Source organism: Acinetobacter sp. R933-2 (assembly GCF_030325485.1).
Classification (GTDB): domain Bacteria; phylum Pseudomonadota; class Gammaproteobacteria; order Pseudomonadales; family Moraxellaceae; genus Acinetobacter; species Acinetobacter sichuanensis.
Genome location: NZ_JACAIJ010000011.1, coordinates 145,619 through 163,951 on the forward strand (window position 1 = coordinate 145,619; position 18,333 = coordinate 163,951).

The following is an 18,333-nucleotide window of genomic DNA, read 5'->3' on the forward strand; positions in this document are numbered from 1 at the left end:
TGAGGAGAATTTTAATGTCAGAAAGTAACCAAATAAAGCGTAGCGTATTTTTTATTTCGGATGGTACTGCCATTACTGCTGAAACCCTTGGGCACTCGTTATTAGCGCAATTTCCGCATGTAAAGTTTGATATCCATATCATTCCCTATATTACCTCTGAAGAAGCCGCAATGAGTGTGGTGGAGGAGATTAATAAAAGTGCTGAAAAAGATGGTCAGCAGCCATTGGTATTTGATACCTTAGTTGATCCTTATGTTCGTGATATTATTAATACAGCAAATGCTGTAAATCTTGATGTTTTTGAAGGGCTTATTAGTAAGTTGTCAGATGTTTTAGGCACTCAGCCTACAACTTTAGTCGGACAGACCCATGCAGTGACTGATTCTGAGTCATATAAGGCACGTATTGATGCGGTTCATTTTGCTTTAGACAATGATGATGGTGCACGTACAAGACACTATGACAAAGCAGATTTGATCCTGATTGGGGTATCACGTTCTGGCAAAACACCGACATCTATTTACCTGTCATTACAGTTTGGAATTCGCGTTGCAAACTATCCTTTAACAGAAGAAGATTTAGACGATAATCGTTTGCCTGCGGTGCTTAGAGAGCATAAGCATAAGCTCTTTGGTTTAATGATTGATGCGGATCGTTTAGTGGCAATTCGTACTGAACGTAAGGCAAATAGTCGCTATGCCAGTTTTTCTCAGTGTCAGATGGAGCTACGTGCAGTTGAAGGGATTTATATTTCAGAAGGGATCAAGTATCTCAATGTGTCTGAGATGTCAATTGAAGAAATCTCAACACGTGTTTTACAAATGACAGGATTGAAGCGTCGAATTGGATAATCAGTTTAAAATTTTGAATAAAAAGAGTACTGAAAGTTGCTTATTGAAACCAAGTTTTAAATAGATATTTAAATCAATAAGCGGTTTGAATGAAGCTCAATGGCAAGTTTTTTGTTGATTAAATTTGTCATTGAGTTATAAAAAATACCTCATTTATTCATATGAATATTGTATTAATAATAAGCAAATTATAAGTCGATTAGATTCAAATACATCCTATTTTTAGATGTCTTTGCAGAAAAAGATATAAATCTAAAGTACTTTTTTTAAAAAAATATATAAACGAAGTGATTGAAAATAATGCAATTCCCTCAGGAAAATTGTGTTTTTTTCTGAACAAATAACATTGAAAGTAAATTAATCTTATGATTTTACTTGGTTATTATTTTTTGTAATAGCCGTTCAAACTTAAAAATTATTTAAAATGTATGGTTTAACAAAGTTTCTAAAAAGTGAGAAAAATATCGTATTTTTTTTGATTGGATATATTAATATTTTGTTTTTATTGTAAAATTTCTGTGAATTTTATTATCATACAATTAAAATCTTATGATCATTTTTGTAGTTTTTGATATGATTTAAATGTAAATAAATGCCTCATTATTCGCTATATTATGAAATATTTATTGATTGTTTTTTAAAATTTACTATACAAAAAAGTGTGCTAATTTTACAAAAAAAATTAACTTGATTGAAAAATAGGTATTTTGGATAAAATTAATTTTTTGATATCTAATAAAATAATTTGAAAATAACAAGATTAATGTATGCACATAAGTTAACAGTGTGTGATTTTCTATTGATTAAAATCATTGGAATGAGATTTATATCACACTTTAATTTAAGAATGAGTTATGCAATATTCATATTATTTTTTGCCAGCGGGCTTATTTTTATATTTAGGATTACAAACGTCATATGCAGCAACACCTGATACTTTAAGAGAACAGGCGGTGTTGTATATTAAAAATGGTCAGACTCAGAAAGGCATCATTGCACTTGAACAATTGTTGCAAAAATATCCACAGGATCAAAAGGTTTTAGCTGATTATTTATTGTCAGTAAATACAGTACATCCATTGGATGCTGCGACTTTATTAAAGCTGACGCAGCGGATTCAGGTGAATCAATTTCCAGAGTATGCACAATTGAGTGTGGTCAAACTTTTACGCGATCAAAAGTTATTTAACCAAGCATTGCTTTTACTGCAACAATTTGAACCGTTTCAACAGAAAAATCAGCTACACGTCAATATTTTAAAAGCCATTTTATTGAGTGAAAATCAACAGAAAAAACAAGCATTGGCAGTTTTGCAAAAAATGAGTTTAAAACAGCTATCTGCTGAGCAACTCATGCAGGTTTCATATAGTTATCGAATACTTGGACAAACGGCTGAAGCTTTACATGCGGTGCAATATGCTTATGAAAAACAACCTAAAGATAAAAATATTCAAAAAGAATATGTCAATACATTAATGGCTTTGGGGAGTTATCAGCAAGCCATAGAAGTGATTGAAAAATATCCCAAAACGGACTGGGATCCAAACTTAAATCAGCAGATTATATTGGGAAATTTTGCTCAGCAGATTGAAAATGCGATTAAGCGTTCACAGTATTTATCACGTCGTGGCGAGTCTGATACAAAAAGTTATGAGATGTTGGATGCAGTGTTATTAGATGCTGAGCATCTTGCCAATGAATATACATTTACAGCACCTTTTTTTAATCGTTTTTATTATGACTATATATATGCTTTAAGTGTCAGAGGTAAATCAAAAACTGTACTTGATCTCTTACAGCGTGTGCCATTGCCTGCGATAACGACCATGCCTGCATATGTTCGACAAGCAATCGCTGATGCTTATTTAGCTGAACGTCAAGCAGCACAAGCCGAACAGTTATATCGCACATTAATGACTGAAAAAAACTATTCGGATATGAATGTCTATAGTGCATTTTATTATTCATTGCTTGAACAAGAAAAATATGATCAGGCAAATCAACTTATTAAAGACATAGATCATTTATTGCCTACATTTCAATACAGTCAAGCTAAAGGTGTAGATAAATCGGTTCATGCTGATCGTACACAATATATTGGTTTGCGTGGTTTAAACTGGGCATATAGTAATCGTTTAGATATTGCTGAACCTTATTTTGAAGGTTTGGTGGAAAAAACTTCGAATACAGAAGACGGGCTAAATCAGCTTGCTAGAATTCAACGTTGGCGTGATAAACCTGAACAAGCAGCGCAAACTTTAGCGCGTTTAAATGGATTACAGCCTGTTTCTAAGCAAACAAAAATTAATACCATGCAAAATGCACAAGCTTTAGGTGATGTACAAACATGGCGTCAGCAAACCAATCAGCTCATGCAAGACTATGCTGAAGACAGTAGTGTTATTAAAAGTCGTAAAGAGCTAGAAGATCGTGACCATGCCACGATTCAGCACACTAGTCGTTTTTCTCGCAGTCGTTCAGATCAAAATGAGCTTATACAAGGTTTAAAAGGTTCTCAAGATCGTGAAATGACCACAAGCTTATATTCTCCTTGGTTTGCCGATAACTATCGTGTTTTGGCTGAACATCGGGATATTTGGGGCAAGTTTCGTCAAGGTACTTTAGAACAACAACGCTATGGGCTTGGTCTAGAATGGCAAGATCAGAGAAAGTCATTGACTGTCATTGCTTCACAAAACCATCAAGGTGATCGTCAAGGTATTGAAGCTGCATGGATGCATCAATTGAATGATCATTGGCAATATTCACTTTCAGCCAATAGTCAGGCTGATATTCCATTACAAGCGATAGACTTAAATCACGAAGGTCAGTCTTATGGCGTAGGAATTCGATGGAAGGAAAATGAGTCTCGTCAAGCAGGTGCTGCTTATCAGTTGACAGATATTAATGATGGTAATTTAAGACAAGAATTGACAGCAGATTACTCACAACGTGTTTTTTTAAGCCCTCACCACACCACCACAGCGGGTGTGAGTGGCTACTATGGAAAAAATCAAACCAATCAGGTGTCCTATTTTAGCCCCAAACAAAGTTCAAGTTTAGCTGTCAGTTTGAACCACGACTGGTTGACATGGCGTAACTATGAGCAAGCTTTGACACAGCGTTTTAATTTTACCATGGGCATGTATCAACAACAAAGTTTTGACCCTAAACCTGTAATGGATGTGCAATATCAACACATGTGGAAATTATCAAGAACATGGTCTTTGGGTTATGGGCTAGGTTACGGCATTCATGCCTATGACGGTGAATATGAAAAACAATTATATGGAAACTTAAGTTTTGAGGGACGTTTCTAATGATGAGTTTTAAACAGTTTTCAAAACGCGTTTTTATCAATTTTGTTTTGATTGGTGTGATTAGTCCTGCATTTGCAAATGATCAACACGTAAAATCTGCTCAAGTCACCCAGCAAAATATTTTTTTTGATCAGCAGCATTTTGTGAGTTTAACTTTTCATGATGTGCGGGATGATGTGTTAAAAAATGGTGATCGTGATCCGTATGCTATCAGTACCCAAAATTTAGTTCAATTTTTTGAATGGTTAAAACGCTCAGATTGGCATCCTGTCAGTTTAAAACAAATTTTACAGGCTCGACAACAAGGGCAGCCTTTGCCGAAAAATGCAATCTTAATCAGTTTCGATGATGGGGCATTGAGTCATTATAGTCGTGTTTTTCCTTTGGCTAAGCAATATAAAATTCCAGTTGTATTTGCTTTGGTCACGAGTTGGATGAATGGTAATACCAAAGCGATTTATGAAGCATATGGGCAAGGCAATCAGATGACTTGGGCGCAAGTTCGAGAAATGCATCAATCAGGATGGGCTGAGTTTGCGAGTCATTCACATAATCTGCATCAAGGTGTTTTAGCAAACCCACAGAAAAATCAACAGCCTGCTGCAATTACACGACAATATCTGGCGGCATTAAAACGTTATGAAACGCAAGATGAGTATGAGCAACGTATTATTCAAGATCTAAAACAATCGAAAGCTATTTTAACTAAAGAGGTCGGTGAAGTCCCAATTGCAATGGTTTGGCCTTATGGTGCAACGAATGTCGAAACTGAGCATTTAGCACAAAAGGCGGGTTTTGCACTGTCTTTTAGTTTAGGTGCAGATGCCGTAAACCAAGTCAAAGATGGCACATTTCAACGTGGTTTAGCTGTTAATAATCCAAGTGCAGAAGATCTTTTTGAGCAAATGATGGATGCAATACAATATCGAGATTTTATTCGTTATGAACCCATCCGTGCTTTGTCCTTTGATTTAGCTGAATTTTCATCAAATTATCAATTGGCAGATCAGCAACTCGGAAAAATTTTAGATTTAACGAGTGCGTTAAAGAGTAATGCATTGATTTTAAATGTCGTAGGCGATCAAAATCAGGATGGAATTTACGACCATGCCTATTTCCCAAATACAGCATTAAGCATGTCTAAAGATGTCATGAATCGAACCTTATGGCAGGCAAAAACACGAATTTTTAATCGTGTTTATGCACGTTTACCCTACGCTTTACAAGAGCAAAAACCACAATTGGCTGTTCAGCTTTCAGAGCAATTATTTAAAAATAATAGTAACTTGGATGGTATTATTTTAACTACAGAGCAAAAGTTGCACTGTGCTTTTCAGATGAATATTCAACAAGATTGTGTCATTCAGCAAAAACGTGTTGCACAAACTTTGATGGATATTTCTCAATACGCCTTAACCTATAGCAATATCAGTAATCCGTTTAATTTGACACTACAAGTTCAGTTAGATGAGCTTGCAGATGGAACAATTCAGCAGTTTTTAAATCAATTTCAATCGACTGCAAATATATTTAATTTTGAAATGAACAGTTTAGATCATGCTCAAGATTTTAAAAAAATGCTTCAACAGCTTGATGCTTTAACTGCATCAGAGAAAGCTAAAATTTTAGTCACTTTAACAGTGAAATCTGCAAAAACGGCAGCAGATTGGCAAAAAATACAAGCTGATTTTCTTGCTTTGCAACGAATTGGCATTCAAAAATTAGCGATTGAACAATACAACTTCAATAATGCTGAACAAGTACAAGAATTTTTATACACACCATTGAGTTTAAATCAAAGCCCATTGACTTATCGTAATCCATTTATTTATCAAACACAGGGGAAATCACCATGACAGGCGTAGAGTTTTTATTTCTCTTTGCCTTTTTATATCCGTTGGTGATGGCATGGACATGGATGATAGGCGGACTTTGGTTTTTCTTTAAACGTGAATATAAACAAGGGCAATTGCCTGAAGTTTCTGCTCAAGGATGCAGTATTATTATTCCGTGTTTTAACGAAGAAGCACAAGTTAAAGAAACGATTCGTTATGCGTTGCAAACTCAATATTCAAAATTTGAAGTTATTGCTGTGAATGATGGCAGTTCTGACCGTACTGCCGAGATCTTAGATGAGTTGGCACAACAATATCCAATGTTGCGTGTCGTGCATTTGGCTGAAAACCAAGGTAAAGCATTTGCCTTACGTTCAGGCATGATGGTGAGTCAGTTTGAATATCTGATTTGTATTGATGGTGATGCTTTATTGCATCCACATGCTGCAATTTGGATGATGCATCACTTAACGCGATTTAATCGGGTTGGAGCGGTAACAGGCAATCCACGTATTTTAAACCGTTCAAGTATTTTAGGAAAATTACAGGTTGGCGAGTTTTCTTCTATTATTGGTTTAATTAAACGTGCACAAAGAACGTATGGACGTATTTTTACAGTTTCAGGGGTAATTGCAGGTTTTCGTAAAACAGCCTTAGAGCAAGTTGGTTTTTGGTCAGATGATAAAATTACCGAAGATATTGATATTTCATGGAAACTTCAGCTTGCAAAGTGGGATATCCATTATGTACCGAATGCACTGTGCTATATCTATATGCCTGAAACCTTGACAGGGTTGTGGAAGCAGCGTTTACGTTGGGCACAAGGTGGCGTAGAGGTACTTTGGACTTATGTGCCTCAACTTTTTAAAGTGAGCGCTCTTAAAATGTGGCCTGTAGCTCTAGAGTCAATGCTCAGTATGATTTGGGCGTATGTCATTTTGTTGATCGTTGTTTTGTTTTTTGTAGGATTATTTGTTGCTTTACCATCAGGGTGGTACGTTAAATCATTACTACCACAATGGTATGGCGTCATTTTAGCGATCACATGTCTAATCCAGTTTTTCATCAGTTTGTATATAGACAAACGTTATGACGATTATCGATTTTTAAGAAATTATTTTTGGGTGATTTGGTACCCATTTTTTTTTTGGATTTTAGGTGCTGCAACGACCATTGTGGCAGTTCCTAAAGCATTATTTACACAGAAAAAAAGAGCGAGATGGGTCAGTCCAGATCGTGGATTTCGTGGAGAAAATGAATGAATAAAATCCATTCCAATATTGTGACTGATCCAGCTCAATTGGATATTCCTCAATATATTGATCAGCCTCAATATGTCAAAAATAAAGCCACAAATTACACGATTCAAGCATTAGGTTGGCTCGTGTGGACATTATTTATATTACCTTTGCTGAGTTTGATTTTGTGGGTGTATCAGGGCAGATTGATCCAAAGCTATATTTTTGCTGAACAAATCAAGGTGCAAATGTATAACTTTGCATGGTTAGCTTTAATTGTTGTGGTCTGTTGTGCTTCATTGTTGTTATGGGCGAGTTATAACTGGCTACGTTATCGTAAACGAGACAATCCAAAAGTGTTGAATGTGAGTCAATCTATACTGGCTCAAGATTTTTTAATTACTACAGATGAATTGTCACGTATTCAAAAGTCAAAAAGTATTGTATTACACTATGATGAAGAGGGTATTTTATACAATTATGAACTTAAAAAAGCATAAATCATCAATATTGATATAAAAAGAGGCATTTTTTACCTCTTTTTATGGATGAACATATCGTAAGAAACAGCATATTTTGCCTTAAAATGGTATCTTTTTTAGTCACCTTTATACGTTTCTTGTGGTAATTCGAGTGCCTTATGATTTTCTTCCAAAATTTTTGTGGTAAGTTCTGGAGCAGATTTAAGGCGGATATATTCTAAGTCTCGAATATTTTTCTGTACGGCAACAGCACCAAATAAACTGAGTAAAAAAGCCATAATATAAAAACCTTTTTCACTCAATTGTAGACTTGCATTCCATAAACCCACTGCAAGTAGCGCAATACAAATAATGACGGATGCCCAACATAACGCAAAGTAGATTGGGGTAACATGCATACCTTCGAGTTTGTCACGAATAATTTTTTGTAACGAGACAGCAGAAAATAGACCATATAAAATGAGAATTAAATAATAACCTTTTTCATTCAATAACATATTGGCATTAAATAAACCAATTGCATAAGCAGAAGCACCTGCCAATAAGGCAACCCAACTTGCTGCAATAAATGCAGGAGTAGGTTTGTTGATGTATTGATCCATTGTTATTTTCCTTATCATTTTATTTCTATTCTGCATGATGACAGATAAATAAGGGATGGCAATAGATGTTAAATTATAGGAGTTTAGTAAATATGAGCTCTTTAAATAAAAAGATGCCAAACGAAAAAATCTCTTGGCATCTTTTAGGTTTAAATTATTTTTTTAATTGCATCAGTAAGTCAAAGTTTTCTAAACGTTTTTGTGTGTCATAGATATCACAAGTAAAAATAAACTCATCGACATCATATTGTTCTAAAAGCTGCTCTAAACCTTGTTTAACTGTGCTTTGTGAACCAATTTGTGCAATCGCTAAGAAATTTTGTACCGCCATTTTTTCAGCAGCTGTCCAGCAACCTTCCATTGTATCGACAGGTGCTTTAAGTTTCATACTACGACCTGTAAGTAAATTTTGGATACGTTGATACACACTGGTTGCCAAATATTCAGCTTCAGCATCACTTTGCGCAACAACGGTTGGCACACCCATAGATACGTAAGGTTGTTCTAAATATTGTGAAGGTTGGAAATTTTCACGATATAAACGAATCGCTTGCCCTAACATGCGAGGTGCAAAATGTGAGGCAAATGAATAGGGAAGTCCTAAACGTGCAGCAAGTTGTGCGCTAAATAAACTTGAGCCTAGCAACCATACAGGCACATGAGTCCCTTGTCCTGGGGTTGCAATAATTCTTTGGTTTGGTTGAACATCATCAAAATATTGTAAAATTTCAACCACATCATTTGGAAATTGATCTTCTGTTTCTTGGCGACCGCGACGTAAAGCACGCATGGTCATTTGGTCTGTACCAGGTGCACGTCCTAAACCTAGTTCAATACGTTCAGGATAAAGCGTGGCTAAAGTACCAAATTGTTCAGCAACAACCAAAGGTGCATGGTTTGGCAACATAATGCCACCTGAACCCACTTTTATATTGTTTGTATTTGCTAAAATATAACCCAACATGACAGCAGTTGCAGAGCTAGCAATACCATCCATATTATGATGTTCAGCGAGCCATAAACGATCATATCCTAATTTTTCAGCATGTTGAGCAAGTTCTAGCGCGTGTTGCAGTGAAAATTTAACATCTTTATCTTCACGAACTGGCGCTAATTCTAAAATCGAAAATTTGGTATTTTGCAGTGATCGCATGACTATAACTCAAGTTGGTCTATATCGAAATAATACGATATAAACAGATATTTGTATATCGTGTTATTTCGATATACTAAAATAAATTACAAAATGAGCATACAAAAAAACCTAGAAGGTTAGCTTGCGTTCTAACGATCTAGGTGAAAAAGAGTTTGTTCTTAACGAGCTTATAGAGAAAAATTAGTCACGATGTTTGCGTTTATAATGACCTAAGTGACGACCATTGTCATGGCGATCATTATAGCGATAGTTACTACCTCGGTAGCCACCATCATAACGACGATCATAGCGGTCATTGTAGCGACGGTCATCACGATCATCATAACGGCGGTCTTCACTTACTTTACGTCCAAGTGCTGAACCACCTGCTGCACCTAAGCCAGCTCCTACATAGCCGCCTGTTGAGCCTGCAACATTTCGACCCACTGTATAACCACCTGCGCCACCTAAAGCACCACCAATTGCTGCACCTGTACGATCACGACGGTCACTTGAAGCCGCAGCACCACCAGCACCACCTAAGGCAGAACCGATCATTGCGCCTGTGCTTCCTCCCATCTGATTACCAATTGCAGCACCAACAACACTGCCTAAACCAGAAGAAAGGGCAACACGTGTTGAATTATCTGCGTGTGCAGTTGTCATCAGTGTTGCTGCAAGTACTGTTACACCGATTATTGCTTGTAATTTCATGTTCAAACTCCTTCTCGAAGCTTCTTGATTTCTTAACTTAGACTTAATTTACGAGAAAACTACGATTTGATTGTGAATTTAGTTGTATTGAAGTTGCTGTTATTGGTAAATCATTTGTAATTTTTATCTGATATTTCTTCATAATTATCCTAGAAATAAGGTGAGTCATGATCATGATTTGATTTTGTGAGCATATCTTTATCATCAGGAAATAAGCTAAAATTGGGAATGCCTTACTCTATAATATTGTTATTCAATATTTTTTTATAACTTTGAGTATTGTATAAAAACGTGTATGTTTATACTTATACAAATTAAAAATTTTTATTGGGGAATAAAAGGTGATTTGGGGAACAACGCAGCAAAAACATACAGAACAAAAACATGTACACATATCCAATGATTCAACAAACTACTACCCAAAAATAGATGCATTTTTAAGCCAGATTAATCAAATTATTTTAGATAAACCACAACAAACCAAACTTGCTTTATGCAGTCTGTTGGCGGGTGGGCACTTATTGTTTGAAGATTTGCCTGGACTGGGAAAAACGACTTTGGCAAGTAGTCTGTCACGACTTGCAGGTCTGAACTTTCAACGTATTCAATTTACCAATGACATGCTTGCCAGTGACGTCATTGGGATCAATATGTTTAATCAAAAAGAACACCAGTTTGAGTTTAAATTTGGTCCAATTTTCACTCAAATCCTGTTGGCTGATGAAATTAACCGTTGCAGTCCCAAAACCCAAAGTGCGTTGTTGGAAGCAATGGAAGAGGGCAATGTCACGGTCGATGGTATACGTTATGAATTGCCCAAACCATTTTGGGTGATTGCGACACAAAACCCGCTCTTTCAAAGTGGTACATACAGTTTACCTGAGTCACAGCTAGATCGTTTTATGATGCGATTGTCACTCGGTTATCCATCACGGATGGCGGAAAAACAATTATTACAACAAGCGTCACGCCATGATTTGATTGGAGAATTACAGTCTATTTTTCAACAGCAAGAGATTTTGCAATTACAAAGTATAGTCAATCAAATGACAGTAAATGATTTGGTCTTTGATTATATGCTTGATTTGGCTGAAGAAACCCGAAAAGGTCGGCATGGATTATCTACACGAGGATTATTGGCACTGAAAAAAGCCGCACAAGCCTATGCATTGATTGAAAAGCGTCAATTTGTGATTGTGGATGATGTACAGGCGGTTTTTGTAGCAGTGGCATCGCATCGAATTGGTTTAGGAGAAACCGAAACACAGGCATTGCTGCAAAAAGTATCTGTGAAAGGCTAATGGAAATCTGACGATGTTAGGAAAAAGATTTGTCCGTTGGTTGCATCTGCGTTTTCGCTATACAGGTATTCGTACGCTGAAACAAAATGAAGTCTTGGTCTTTCTGTATCAACAAGGTTTTTTGTATTTGGTACTGATTCTGATCACCTTCATTGCGGGCATTAATTATGCCAATAACTTGATTTTAGGTTTTTGTTTCTTAATCAGTGCGATTTTATGTATCAGTTTTTATTTAAGTTTTAAGCAATTACATGGCGTCACCTTACAAGTGATTGTCGATGAAGTGGGCAAGGTCAATGAAGCTTTTACTGTCAAAATTATTATGCAGCAACAACATGCAACTGCAAAATATTTAAATATTAAAATCAGTAATCTACAACATCATATATCTCAAAAAAATAAACAGGATGAAACAGCTCCATCCAAAAAAGATGAATCCGTTCAAAGTTTTTTATTTGAGGAAAAACAACAAAGTTTTGATCTGGTTTTTATTCCCAAACACCGTGGAAAATTTGAAATTCCACCAATTCAGATTTATTCAACTTATCCACTCGGTCTGGTACGAGCATGGACTTATATCTATTTGACCGAGCCCTATTGGATTGCGCCTGAAGCCAAAGCGTTTACACAAAATTTACAGCACTATTCCAATACAGGTGAACCTGATTTGGACGAATTTAAAGAGCTGCGAAACTTTAAAACAGGTGATTCATTACAAAGTATTTCATGGAAACAGGCAGCACGAGGACAGGGGCTTTTTGTCAAGCAATTTGAAGACTTGGTGGATACACACGTCATGCAAATTGAATATAGCAAAATGCCAAGCGCAGACCATGAAGAAAAACTCAGTTTAATGATGGAATTGGTGGATCAGTGCGAACACAGTCAAACGCCGTATAGTCTTATTTTACCGCATGCACAAACTGAAAATGGCGTGGGTGAACAGCATTATATTCATATCAAAACCTTATTGGCGCAGGCTTAGGAGGATTGATCATGAATAAATCCATTCAAATTTCGATTTTATTGGTCTTAAGTTTAATTTTAATCGCACAAATGGCGTATATGCCCATACCACTAGCGATTTTATTCTTGCTGAATATTTTGGGTCTGGCATTTTATTATTACAAGTTTAATCGACACCAAGTCATTCATCTTCCTAAAATACTGTCCAAAGCGCCGAAAATTTTATTTGCCTTGCTGGCAATGCTGATCATTTATGTCAATTCAAGGACTTTTTTGGGCGTAGAAGCAGGCACAGCCGTTTTATCGACATTTTTATTTGCCAAGGCTTTGGAAACGCAAAGCAAACGTGACTTTATCATCCTGTTTAACTTTGCCTTATTTGTCAGTGCGAGTTTATTTTTGCACACACAGGCTTTTTGGATGGCGTTATTGGTTTTATGCTGTTTAATCAGTTGCTTGGTGGGCTTGTATCGGGTACAGACGGCAAGTTTTATCAGTACACAGCCGATATTACAGTCGTTGAAAACAGATTCATGGCACATTCTCAAGTTTATTGGCTTGGCTTTGCCATTTTTTATTCTATTATTCATGTTTTTTCCACGCCTACCACCGTTATGGCAAATCCCCATTCCCAATAACCAAGCCACTACAGGACTGAGTGACAGTATGTCACCGGGCGATATTGCCGAATTATCACAATCTGGCGCTTTGGCATTTCGAATTATTGGCGATATGCAACAGTTGCCAAAACGTAGTGATTTATATTGGCGGGCTTTGGTTTTGGATCAGTATGATGGAACACGGTGGACGAGTGGTTTTATTAATAAACAAACTAAAAATGCGCCACAGCCGTCAGCACAACAAAAAAGTTTTCATTATCAATATTTGGCAAATGATCCTGCGCAACAATGGATCACGGGACTGGAAAAATCTATTCCTTTGGAACCACGTTTTCAGTTGAATCAGGACGATTCCATTACTCCAAAACGCTTGTTGCAACGTACCCAGCCGATTCAACTGCAATGGGTGGGTACACAGGCTACAGAGATGCAAGCGGGGCAGTTTAACGCACAAATCCTGAAAAATAGCCTAAGCTACCCAAGGACAAGTGATCCTAAAGCACAGCTTTTCGCACAGAAAATGTATCAGCAAAGCCATGCGCAACCTGAACAATATATTCAGAATATTTTGAATTGGTATAAACAGGAAAAATTTGTTTATACGCTTGCACCTGGCAGACTCGGTAATAACCGTGTTGATGAATTTTTATTTCAATCCCGACAAGGTTTTTGTGAACATTATGCATCAAGTTTTGTCTTGTTAATGCGTTATGTCGGAATTCCTGCACGAGTGGTGACTGGTTATCAGGGCGGTGAGTTGGCGCCTGATCGACAAAGTTGGGAGGTACGCCAATTGGATGCACATGCATGGGCAGAGGTGTATGTACATGGACAGTGGCAACGTATAGACCCAACAGCGATGATTGCACCGATGCGAATTGACAGTGGGATGCAAAATCTCATGACAGATGACCGCAGTATTTTTGGAGATGGCAATTATTCCAATTTACGTTTTCAACATTCTTCAGTTTTGCGGACTTTACGCGTGTGGAGTGATTATGCAAGTTATCAATGGCAAAGTAAGATCGTGGGCTATGATGCTGAAAAGCAAAATGGCTGGATGCAAAAGCTTGGTTTAACATCAAGTTATAGTTATGGCTTGGTATTGGTCTTTGGCATTTTAGCTTTGTTATTGTTGTATTGGACCGTGACCAAATTCTGTGCCTCTCGGCAGTTGACTGCACTTGAACGTAGTATTGTTCAGTTTAATCGCCAATTAAATCCTGCCTTACAAAAAGCCGAGTCTGAAACCTTTCAGCAATGGATGATGCGTCTGTCAGAACATTCAGCACAACACCACCATTTTGAGCAGTTAAATCAAATTTTCCAAAAAATGGTTTATTTAGGTGATGAAAATCAGCATGATATAAAAACTTTCAAAGCTTTGCTTAAAGAGTGTACGAATGAGTTAAAGAAGAACAATTAAAGCTTGTCAGATGACAGAAAAATGAATAATATTCTCACCACATTAGGTTTATAGCTCAGTTGGTTAGAGCGCTACGTTGACATCGTAGAGGTCACCAGTTCGAATCTGGTTAAACCTACCAAATATTTTATTGATATATATCAATAATATAAGGGCAAAATTGTAGTGATTTTGCCCTGTTTTTTATGTCAAATAGGTCAGCTTTGAGTAATCAAAATACTCAAAACTTGCATTAAAAACTGCTTTATATTTCGCTTTTTGGCGCCAAATTTGAAGAACGTATGTGTCTTTAAAGATTTTGGTGCCCAAATTACGGCCCCAAATATTTAGAGTTAGTAATTATGCAAAAACCTGTCAAACGTGGCAATGCTTGGCGCATCCAAGTCAAATACAAACATCTCCGTGATGCAGCTACTCGTGATACTCCAGAAGAATGCACTCAATGGGCATATAAACGCCTAATGGAATTGCAACTTGAGTACGAAAAAGAGCTAGAAAATTTAAATAAACCTAAATGTACCTTACGTGAGCTTTTCCACCTCTATTATGAAAAGTGCGGTCAATTTAAAAAAAGCAAAGAATATACACGTAATCATCTAAAGTGGCTTGATCGTTACTATGGCGATCTGGTTGATAAATCTATTCATGAAATCACACCAAAACTTATTACAGAAAATCGTGATAGACGTTTGAAGATGGTACAACCTGCAACTGTACATAGAGAAATGAGTTTAGGATCCGTCGTATTTACCTTTGCTGTACGTGAAGCATTTCTAATTCCATCGAATCCATTTAACTTAGTTAAGAAGCCTATTAAACCGCAATCACGACAAAACCGTATTAGCCAAACACAGATTGAGCAGATCCTAAAAGGTTTGGATAATTATCATGAAAATATGGTACCCAATACACCAGGACATTTTGTTGCTTGGTCGTTTTTATTCGCACTTGAAACAGCAATGCGTAAAGGTGAAATTTTAGGTATTCATAAAGAGCATGATCATGGTGATTATGTACATTTGCCTGATACCAAGTATGGCACTTCACGTGATGTACCACTTTCACATAAGGCTAGAAAGCTTTTAGATTTATTGCCAAATCGAAAAGGTGGTTTAATTCCTCACAGTTCTAATTCATTTAGACTTTTATAGCAGAGAAATTTAAAACGTATTGGCTTAGATGGTGAGTTGACGTTTCATGATACACGGCATGAAGCAATCACACGGATGGTAAATAATCAAAAACTGCCTGTTGAGATATTGGCAAAAGTAACAGGGCATAAAACCCTCAGTGTATTGGTGAATACTTATTACAATCCAACAGCTTCCGAGATAGCAAAAATGTTGAATGCTGCTTAAACTATGCCCCATTCAATGGGGCTTTTTTATGAATATAAAATTTATAGTTGTGATATTTATAGGTATATTTTTGAGTTGTTTGGGTTTGTCGAAATTAGCTAATTTTTACTTTGATATAAGTTCGGACTATTTAACAGCTACAGCGACTTTTTTCGCTGCATTTATTGCATTATATCTTTTTAATGATTGGAGGGAGCAGCAAAAGTATTCACTTGTGGAAAAATACCAAGTATTAATTAGAGACTCGGGGAATATACTTTTTTTAAATTATTCTAAATTTCACGTATATATTAGGAATTTAAGAAATCAAATTATCCTAAATCAATCTGATGTAAAAGAACTAGAAAAGATAACAAGTAATAATCCAGATTTTGATACTAATGTTCAGGATTTACTTAATAACATTTTTAATTCTTCTACTTTACTGCATGAATATCAAATCTGTTTAAAAAGTTTAAATGAGAATGTGATAAATGAAGATCATTTTAAAGAAATTGAGGAATTTAAAAATCAGTTATTAAAAGTCCATCAATCTTTTGCGAAAATATTGAATATTCATCAGATATTAATTGATGAAGTAATATGCTTTGCCTCTTTAACTAATGATCCGATGGTCTCAAAAGCAATTCAGGATTATAAAGAACTTTGTGCATACTCATGTGTAAGTTATCTTAATAAGGTCTTAAATGAAAATAAATAAAAGGGCAATAAGCCCTTTTTAATTCTTACGTCTAGCACCACGTTTGGCAGCGATAATATTTAAATTCTCTAAAATAGGTAAAACTTCTTTTGGATCATAAAGGTGTTTATTCTCATCACCTTTATTAAACGCACCAACTTTTTCAATAATTGTTTTGCGAGAATAATTAAAACGTTTTGCAAGCCAAGCTGCTGTTACACGGTGAGGTGATTCTTCAGCTTTTAATGCAACGATTGTTCCACCAGCGAAATCATCACCTAGAAACAACTGTGGTGGTTTACTTGCTTCAATGACAACAATATATTTATTCATCATATAATCTTAATCCCAATCAGATTGGATCACAGAGGGTCAGCTATACGATCCGATTTTTCTTTGACTGGCGATTCCTCCATTAATATATTTTTAATGTGGCCAAACTGCTTTAAGCTGTGATTTCTGCTTCACGACGTTCGGCAGCTTGCTCAATTAACAATTTCTCTTCAGGTCTAAATTTGTTATAAGGATTGCTTTCGAGTTCGGCCCAAACCTGATTTATTTCATCTTGAGTCGTGCATTTTTCAATTCGTGTAATTGCACGATCTACCGCTGTGTCTGGTGCCGACTGCGCCTCACCAAAAATATCAGCTTGGCTTAGGATCTCTTTGCGTTGTGCATAAGAGGTTAAAACGGCTTTGTTGCACAAACATTCAAAAGCTAAACTTTCCCCAAGTTATCCAAATTTAAGTGACAACTAGGGTGTGAGGTCGCCCCAACTCCGTAAATTTATTTAATACTGCTACACGTGCATGCATCTCATTGACTTGGCTTTGGAAGTTTATCGAACTGAGTTTATCCCCTAATAATTTGATGCAATGCATCTTGGTTTCAACCAAACTTCGCTGATGATAGCCTGACCATTTTTTCCATAGTGTCCTACCTAAACGTTTAACTGTTCGAAGTAATTTATTTCGCTCTAGCGAGCTGGTCTTTGTATCTTTCCAAGGTTTCGCATTTTTTCTTGGTGGAATCACCGCATGCGCTTGTCGCTCTGCGATGACCTGACGGCATTGCTTGGTGTCATAAGCCCCATCAGTATAGACGGAGTCAATCTGTTCTTCTTGTGGAATCTGATTCAGTAAATCGCCAAGCACCTGTGAATCACTCACATTGTTGGTTGTGAGCTGAATAGCTCGTATTTTAAGGGTTTCAGCATCGATACCAATATGTAATTTACGCCATTGGCGACGATATTCAGGCTGATTTTTTTACGTTTCCATTCGCCTTCCCCTAAAAACTTTAAGCCAGTAGAATCAACGAGTAGATGGAGACCATTACTGCTTTTTTGATAGTTAATAGCAATATCAATATGCTTTTGTCTTCTACAAATAGTGGAATAATCTGGGGCTGTCCAATCTAATCTATAAAGATGAATGAGACTTTGAACAAAGCCTGTGACCATACGTAAAGACAGACGGAATAGAGATTTAATCATCAGACAGCATTGGATAGCAATATCAGAATAGGTTTGATTTCGACCATGTTTGCCTTTTGGTTGAGCGTACCATTGAGTTTTGGGATCAAACCAAATAGAAATATTTCCTCGATTTATTAATGCTCTGTTATAAGAAGACCAATTGGTTGTACGATAGATTTTAGGTGTGAGCTTATTCATTTGAGAATTATAATGTTGAATAAGCCTTTAACAGTAGGTTTGTGCAACAAAGCCGCTTCAAACTGCCAAGATTTAGATATTTATGTTGATTACGCTTATGCGCATCGTCATGCATGCGCAATGGGTGGGGC

The 18,333-nt window shown here is 36.4% G+C and carries 14 protein-coding genes, 1 tRNA gene and 2 pseudogenes; 11 read left to right on the top strand and 6 right to left on the bottom strand.

Annotated elements, in window-relative coordinates; all coding sequences use genetic code 11:
• Window positions 1-14 precede the first annotated feature (14 nt).
• The 5 genes from ppsR (at window position 15) to pgaD (ending at window position 7,744) form a co-directional block, all read left to right on the top strand.
• On the top strand, window positions 15-851 hold the full coding sequence (gene ppsR, locus HX005_RS13920; protein ID WP_107007373.1) for a posphoenolpyruvate synthetase regulatory kinase/phosphorylase PpsR: 837 nt from the start codon (window positions 15-17) through the stop codon (window positions 849-851).
• A gap of 854 nt (window positions 852-1,705) precedes the next feature.
• A complete protein-coding gene (pgaA, locus tag HX005_RS13925; protein WP_286377798.1) occupies window positions 1,706-4,171 on the top strand; it encodes a poly-beta-1,6 N-acetyl-D-glucosamine export porin PgaA in 2,466 nt (821 codons plus the stop codon).
• Window positions 4,171-6,027: a poly-beta-1,6-N-acetyl-D-glucosamine N-deacetylase PgaB gene (pgaB, locus tag HX005_RS13930; RefSeq protein ID WP_286377799.1), complete on the top strand. Its 1,857-nt coding sequence runs from the start codon at window positions 4,171-4,173 to the stop codon at window positions 6,025-6,027. The genes pgaA and pgaB overlap by 1 nt, the downstream gene beginning before the upstream one ends.
• The gene (pgaC, locus tag HX005_RS13935) at window positions 6,024-7,268 is read left to right on the top strand and encodes a poly-beta-1,6-N-acetyl-D-glucosamine synthase (RefSeq protein WP_286377800.1); all 1,245 of its coding nucleotides are present in this window, start codon (window positions 6,024-6,026) and stop codon (window positions 7,266-7,268) included. Before pgaB ends, pgaC begins: the two co-directional genes overlap by 4 nt.
• Window positions 7,265-7,744, top strand: coding sequence for a poly-beta-1,6-N-acetyl-D-glucosamine biosynthesis protein PgaD (gene pgaD, locus HX005_RS13940; protein ID WP_286377801.1), 480 nt, complete (start codon window positions 7,265-7,267; stop codon window positions 7,742-7,744). Before pgaC ends, pgaD begins: the two co-directional genes overlap by 4 nt.
• 98 nt (window positions 7,745-7,842) lie before the next feature.
• On the opposite strand, the gene yiaA is transcribed toward pgaD, so the two are convergent.
• From yiaA to HX005_RS13955, 3 genes are all read right to left on the bottom strand, one after another.
• Window positions 7,843-8,328: an inner membrane protein YiaA gene (yiaA, locus tag HX005_RS13945; protein ID WP_286377802.1), complete on the bottom strand. Its 486-nt coding sequence runs from the start codon at window positions 8,326-8,328 to the stop codon at window positions 7,843-7,845.
• Between the two features lie 154 nt (window positions 8,329-8,482).
• Window positions 8,483-9,481 carry an LLM class flavin-dependent oxidoreductase gene (locus tag HX005_RS13950; protein WP_286377803.1) on the bottom strand — a complete coding sequence of 333 codons (999 nt, stop codon included), beginning with the start codon at window positions 9,479-9,481 and terminating at the stop codon, window positions 8,483-8,485.
• Between the two features lie 183 nt (window positions 9,482-9,664).
• Window positions 9,665-10,177, bottom strand: a complete 513-nt coding sequence (locus HX005_RS13955) for a YMGG-like glycine zipper-containing protein (protein ID WP_286377804.1) — start codon at window positions 10,175-10,177, stop codon at window positions 9,665-9,667.
• Window positions 10,178-10,518: 341 nt separating this feature from the next.
• Between HX005_RS13955 and HX005_RS13960 the strand changes: the two genes are divergently transcribed.
• From HX005_RS13960 to HX005_RS13985, 6 genes and pseudogenes are all read left to right on the top strand, one after another.
• Complete coding sequence (locus HX005_RS13960) at window positions 10,519-11,478, top strand: AAA family ATPase (RefSeq protein ID WP_502872748.1); 960 nt, start codon at window positions 10,519-10,521, stop codon at window positions 11,476-11,478.
• A 13-nt stretch (window positions 11,479-11,491) separates the two neighbouring features.
• Entirely contained in the window at window positions 11,492-12,463 is a 972-nt protein-coding gene (locus tag HX005_RS13965; RefSeq protein ID WP_286377805.1) for a DUF58 domain-containing protein, read from the top strand.
• An 11-nt stretch (window positions 12,464-12,474) separates the two neighbouring features.
• Entirely contained in the window at window positions 12,475-14,490 is a 2,016-nt protein-coding gene (locus HX005_RS13970) for a transglutaminase TgpA family protein (protein ID WP_286377806.1), read from the top strand.
• Window positions 14,491-14,534: 44 nt separating this feature from the next.
• Window positions 14,535-14,611, top strand: a tRNA-Val gene (locus tag HX005_RS13975).
• Window positions 14,612-14,831: 220 nt separating this feature from the next.
• Window positions 14,832-15,848: pseudogene (locus HX005_RS13980) on the top strand (tyrosine-type recombinase/integrase).
• 28 nt (window positions 15,849-15,876) lie between these two features.
• Window positions 15,877-16,548, top strand: coding sequence for a hypothetical protein (locus HX005_RS13985; protein WP_286377807.1), 672 nt, complete (start codon window positions 15,877-15,879; stop codon window positions 16,546-16,548).
• An 18-nt stretch (window positions 16,549-16,566) separates the two neighbouring features.
• On the opposite strand, the gene HX005_RS13990 is transcribed toward HX005_RS13985, so the two are convergent.
• The 3 genes and pseudogenes from HX005_RS13990 to HX005_RS14000 all read right to left on the bottom strand — a co-directional run bounded on the left by HX005_RS13990 (window position 16,567) and on the right by HX005_RS14000 (window position 18,202).
• Window positions 16,567-16,860: a hypothetical protein gene (locus HX005_RS13990; RefSeq protein ID WP_286377808.1), complete on the bottom strand. Its 294-nt coding sequence runs from the start codon at window positions 16,858-16,860 to the stop codon at window positions 16,567-16,569.
• 112 nt (window positions 16,861-16,972) lie between these two features.
• Window positions 16,973-17,233 carry a hypothetical protein gene (locus HX005_RS13995; RefSeq protein ID WP_286377809.1) on the bottom strand — a complete coding sequence of 87 codons (261 nt, stop codon included), beginning with the start codon at window positions 17,231-17,233 and terminating at the stop codon, window positions 16,973-16,975.
• 37 nt (window positions 17,234-17,270) lie between these two features.
• Window positions 17,271-18,202: pseudogene (locus HX005_RS14000) on the bottom strand (IS5 family transposase).
• Between the last annotated feature and the right edge of the window lie 131 nt (window positions 18,203-18,333).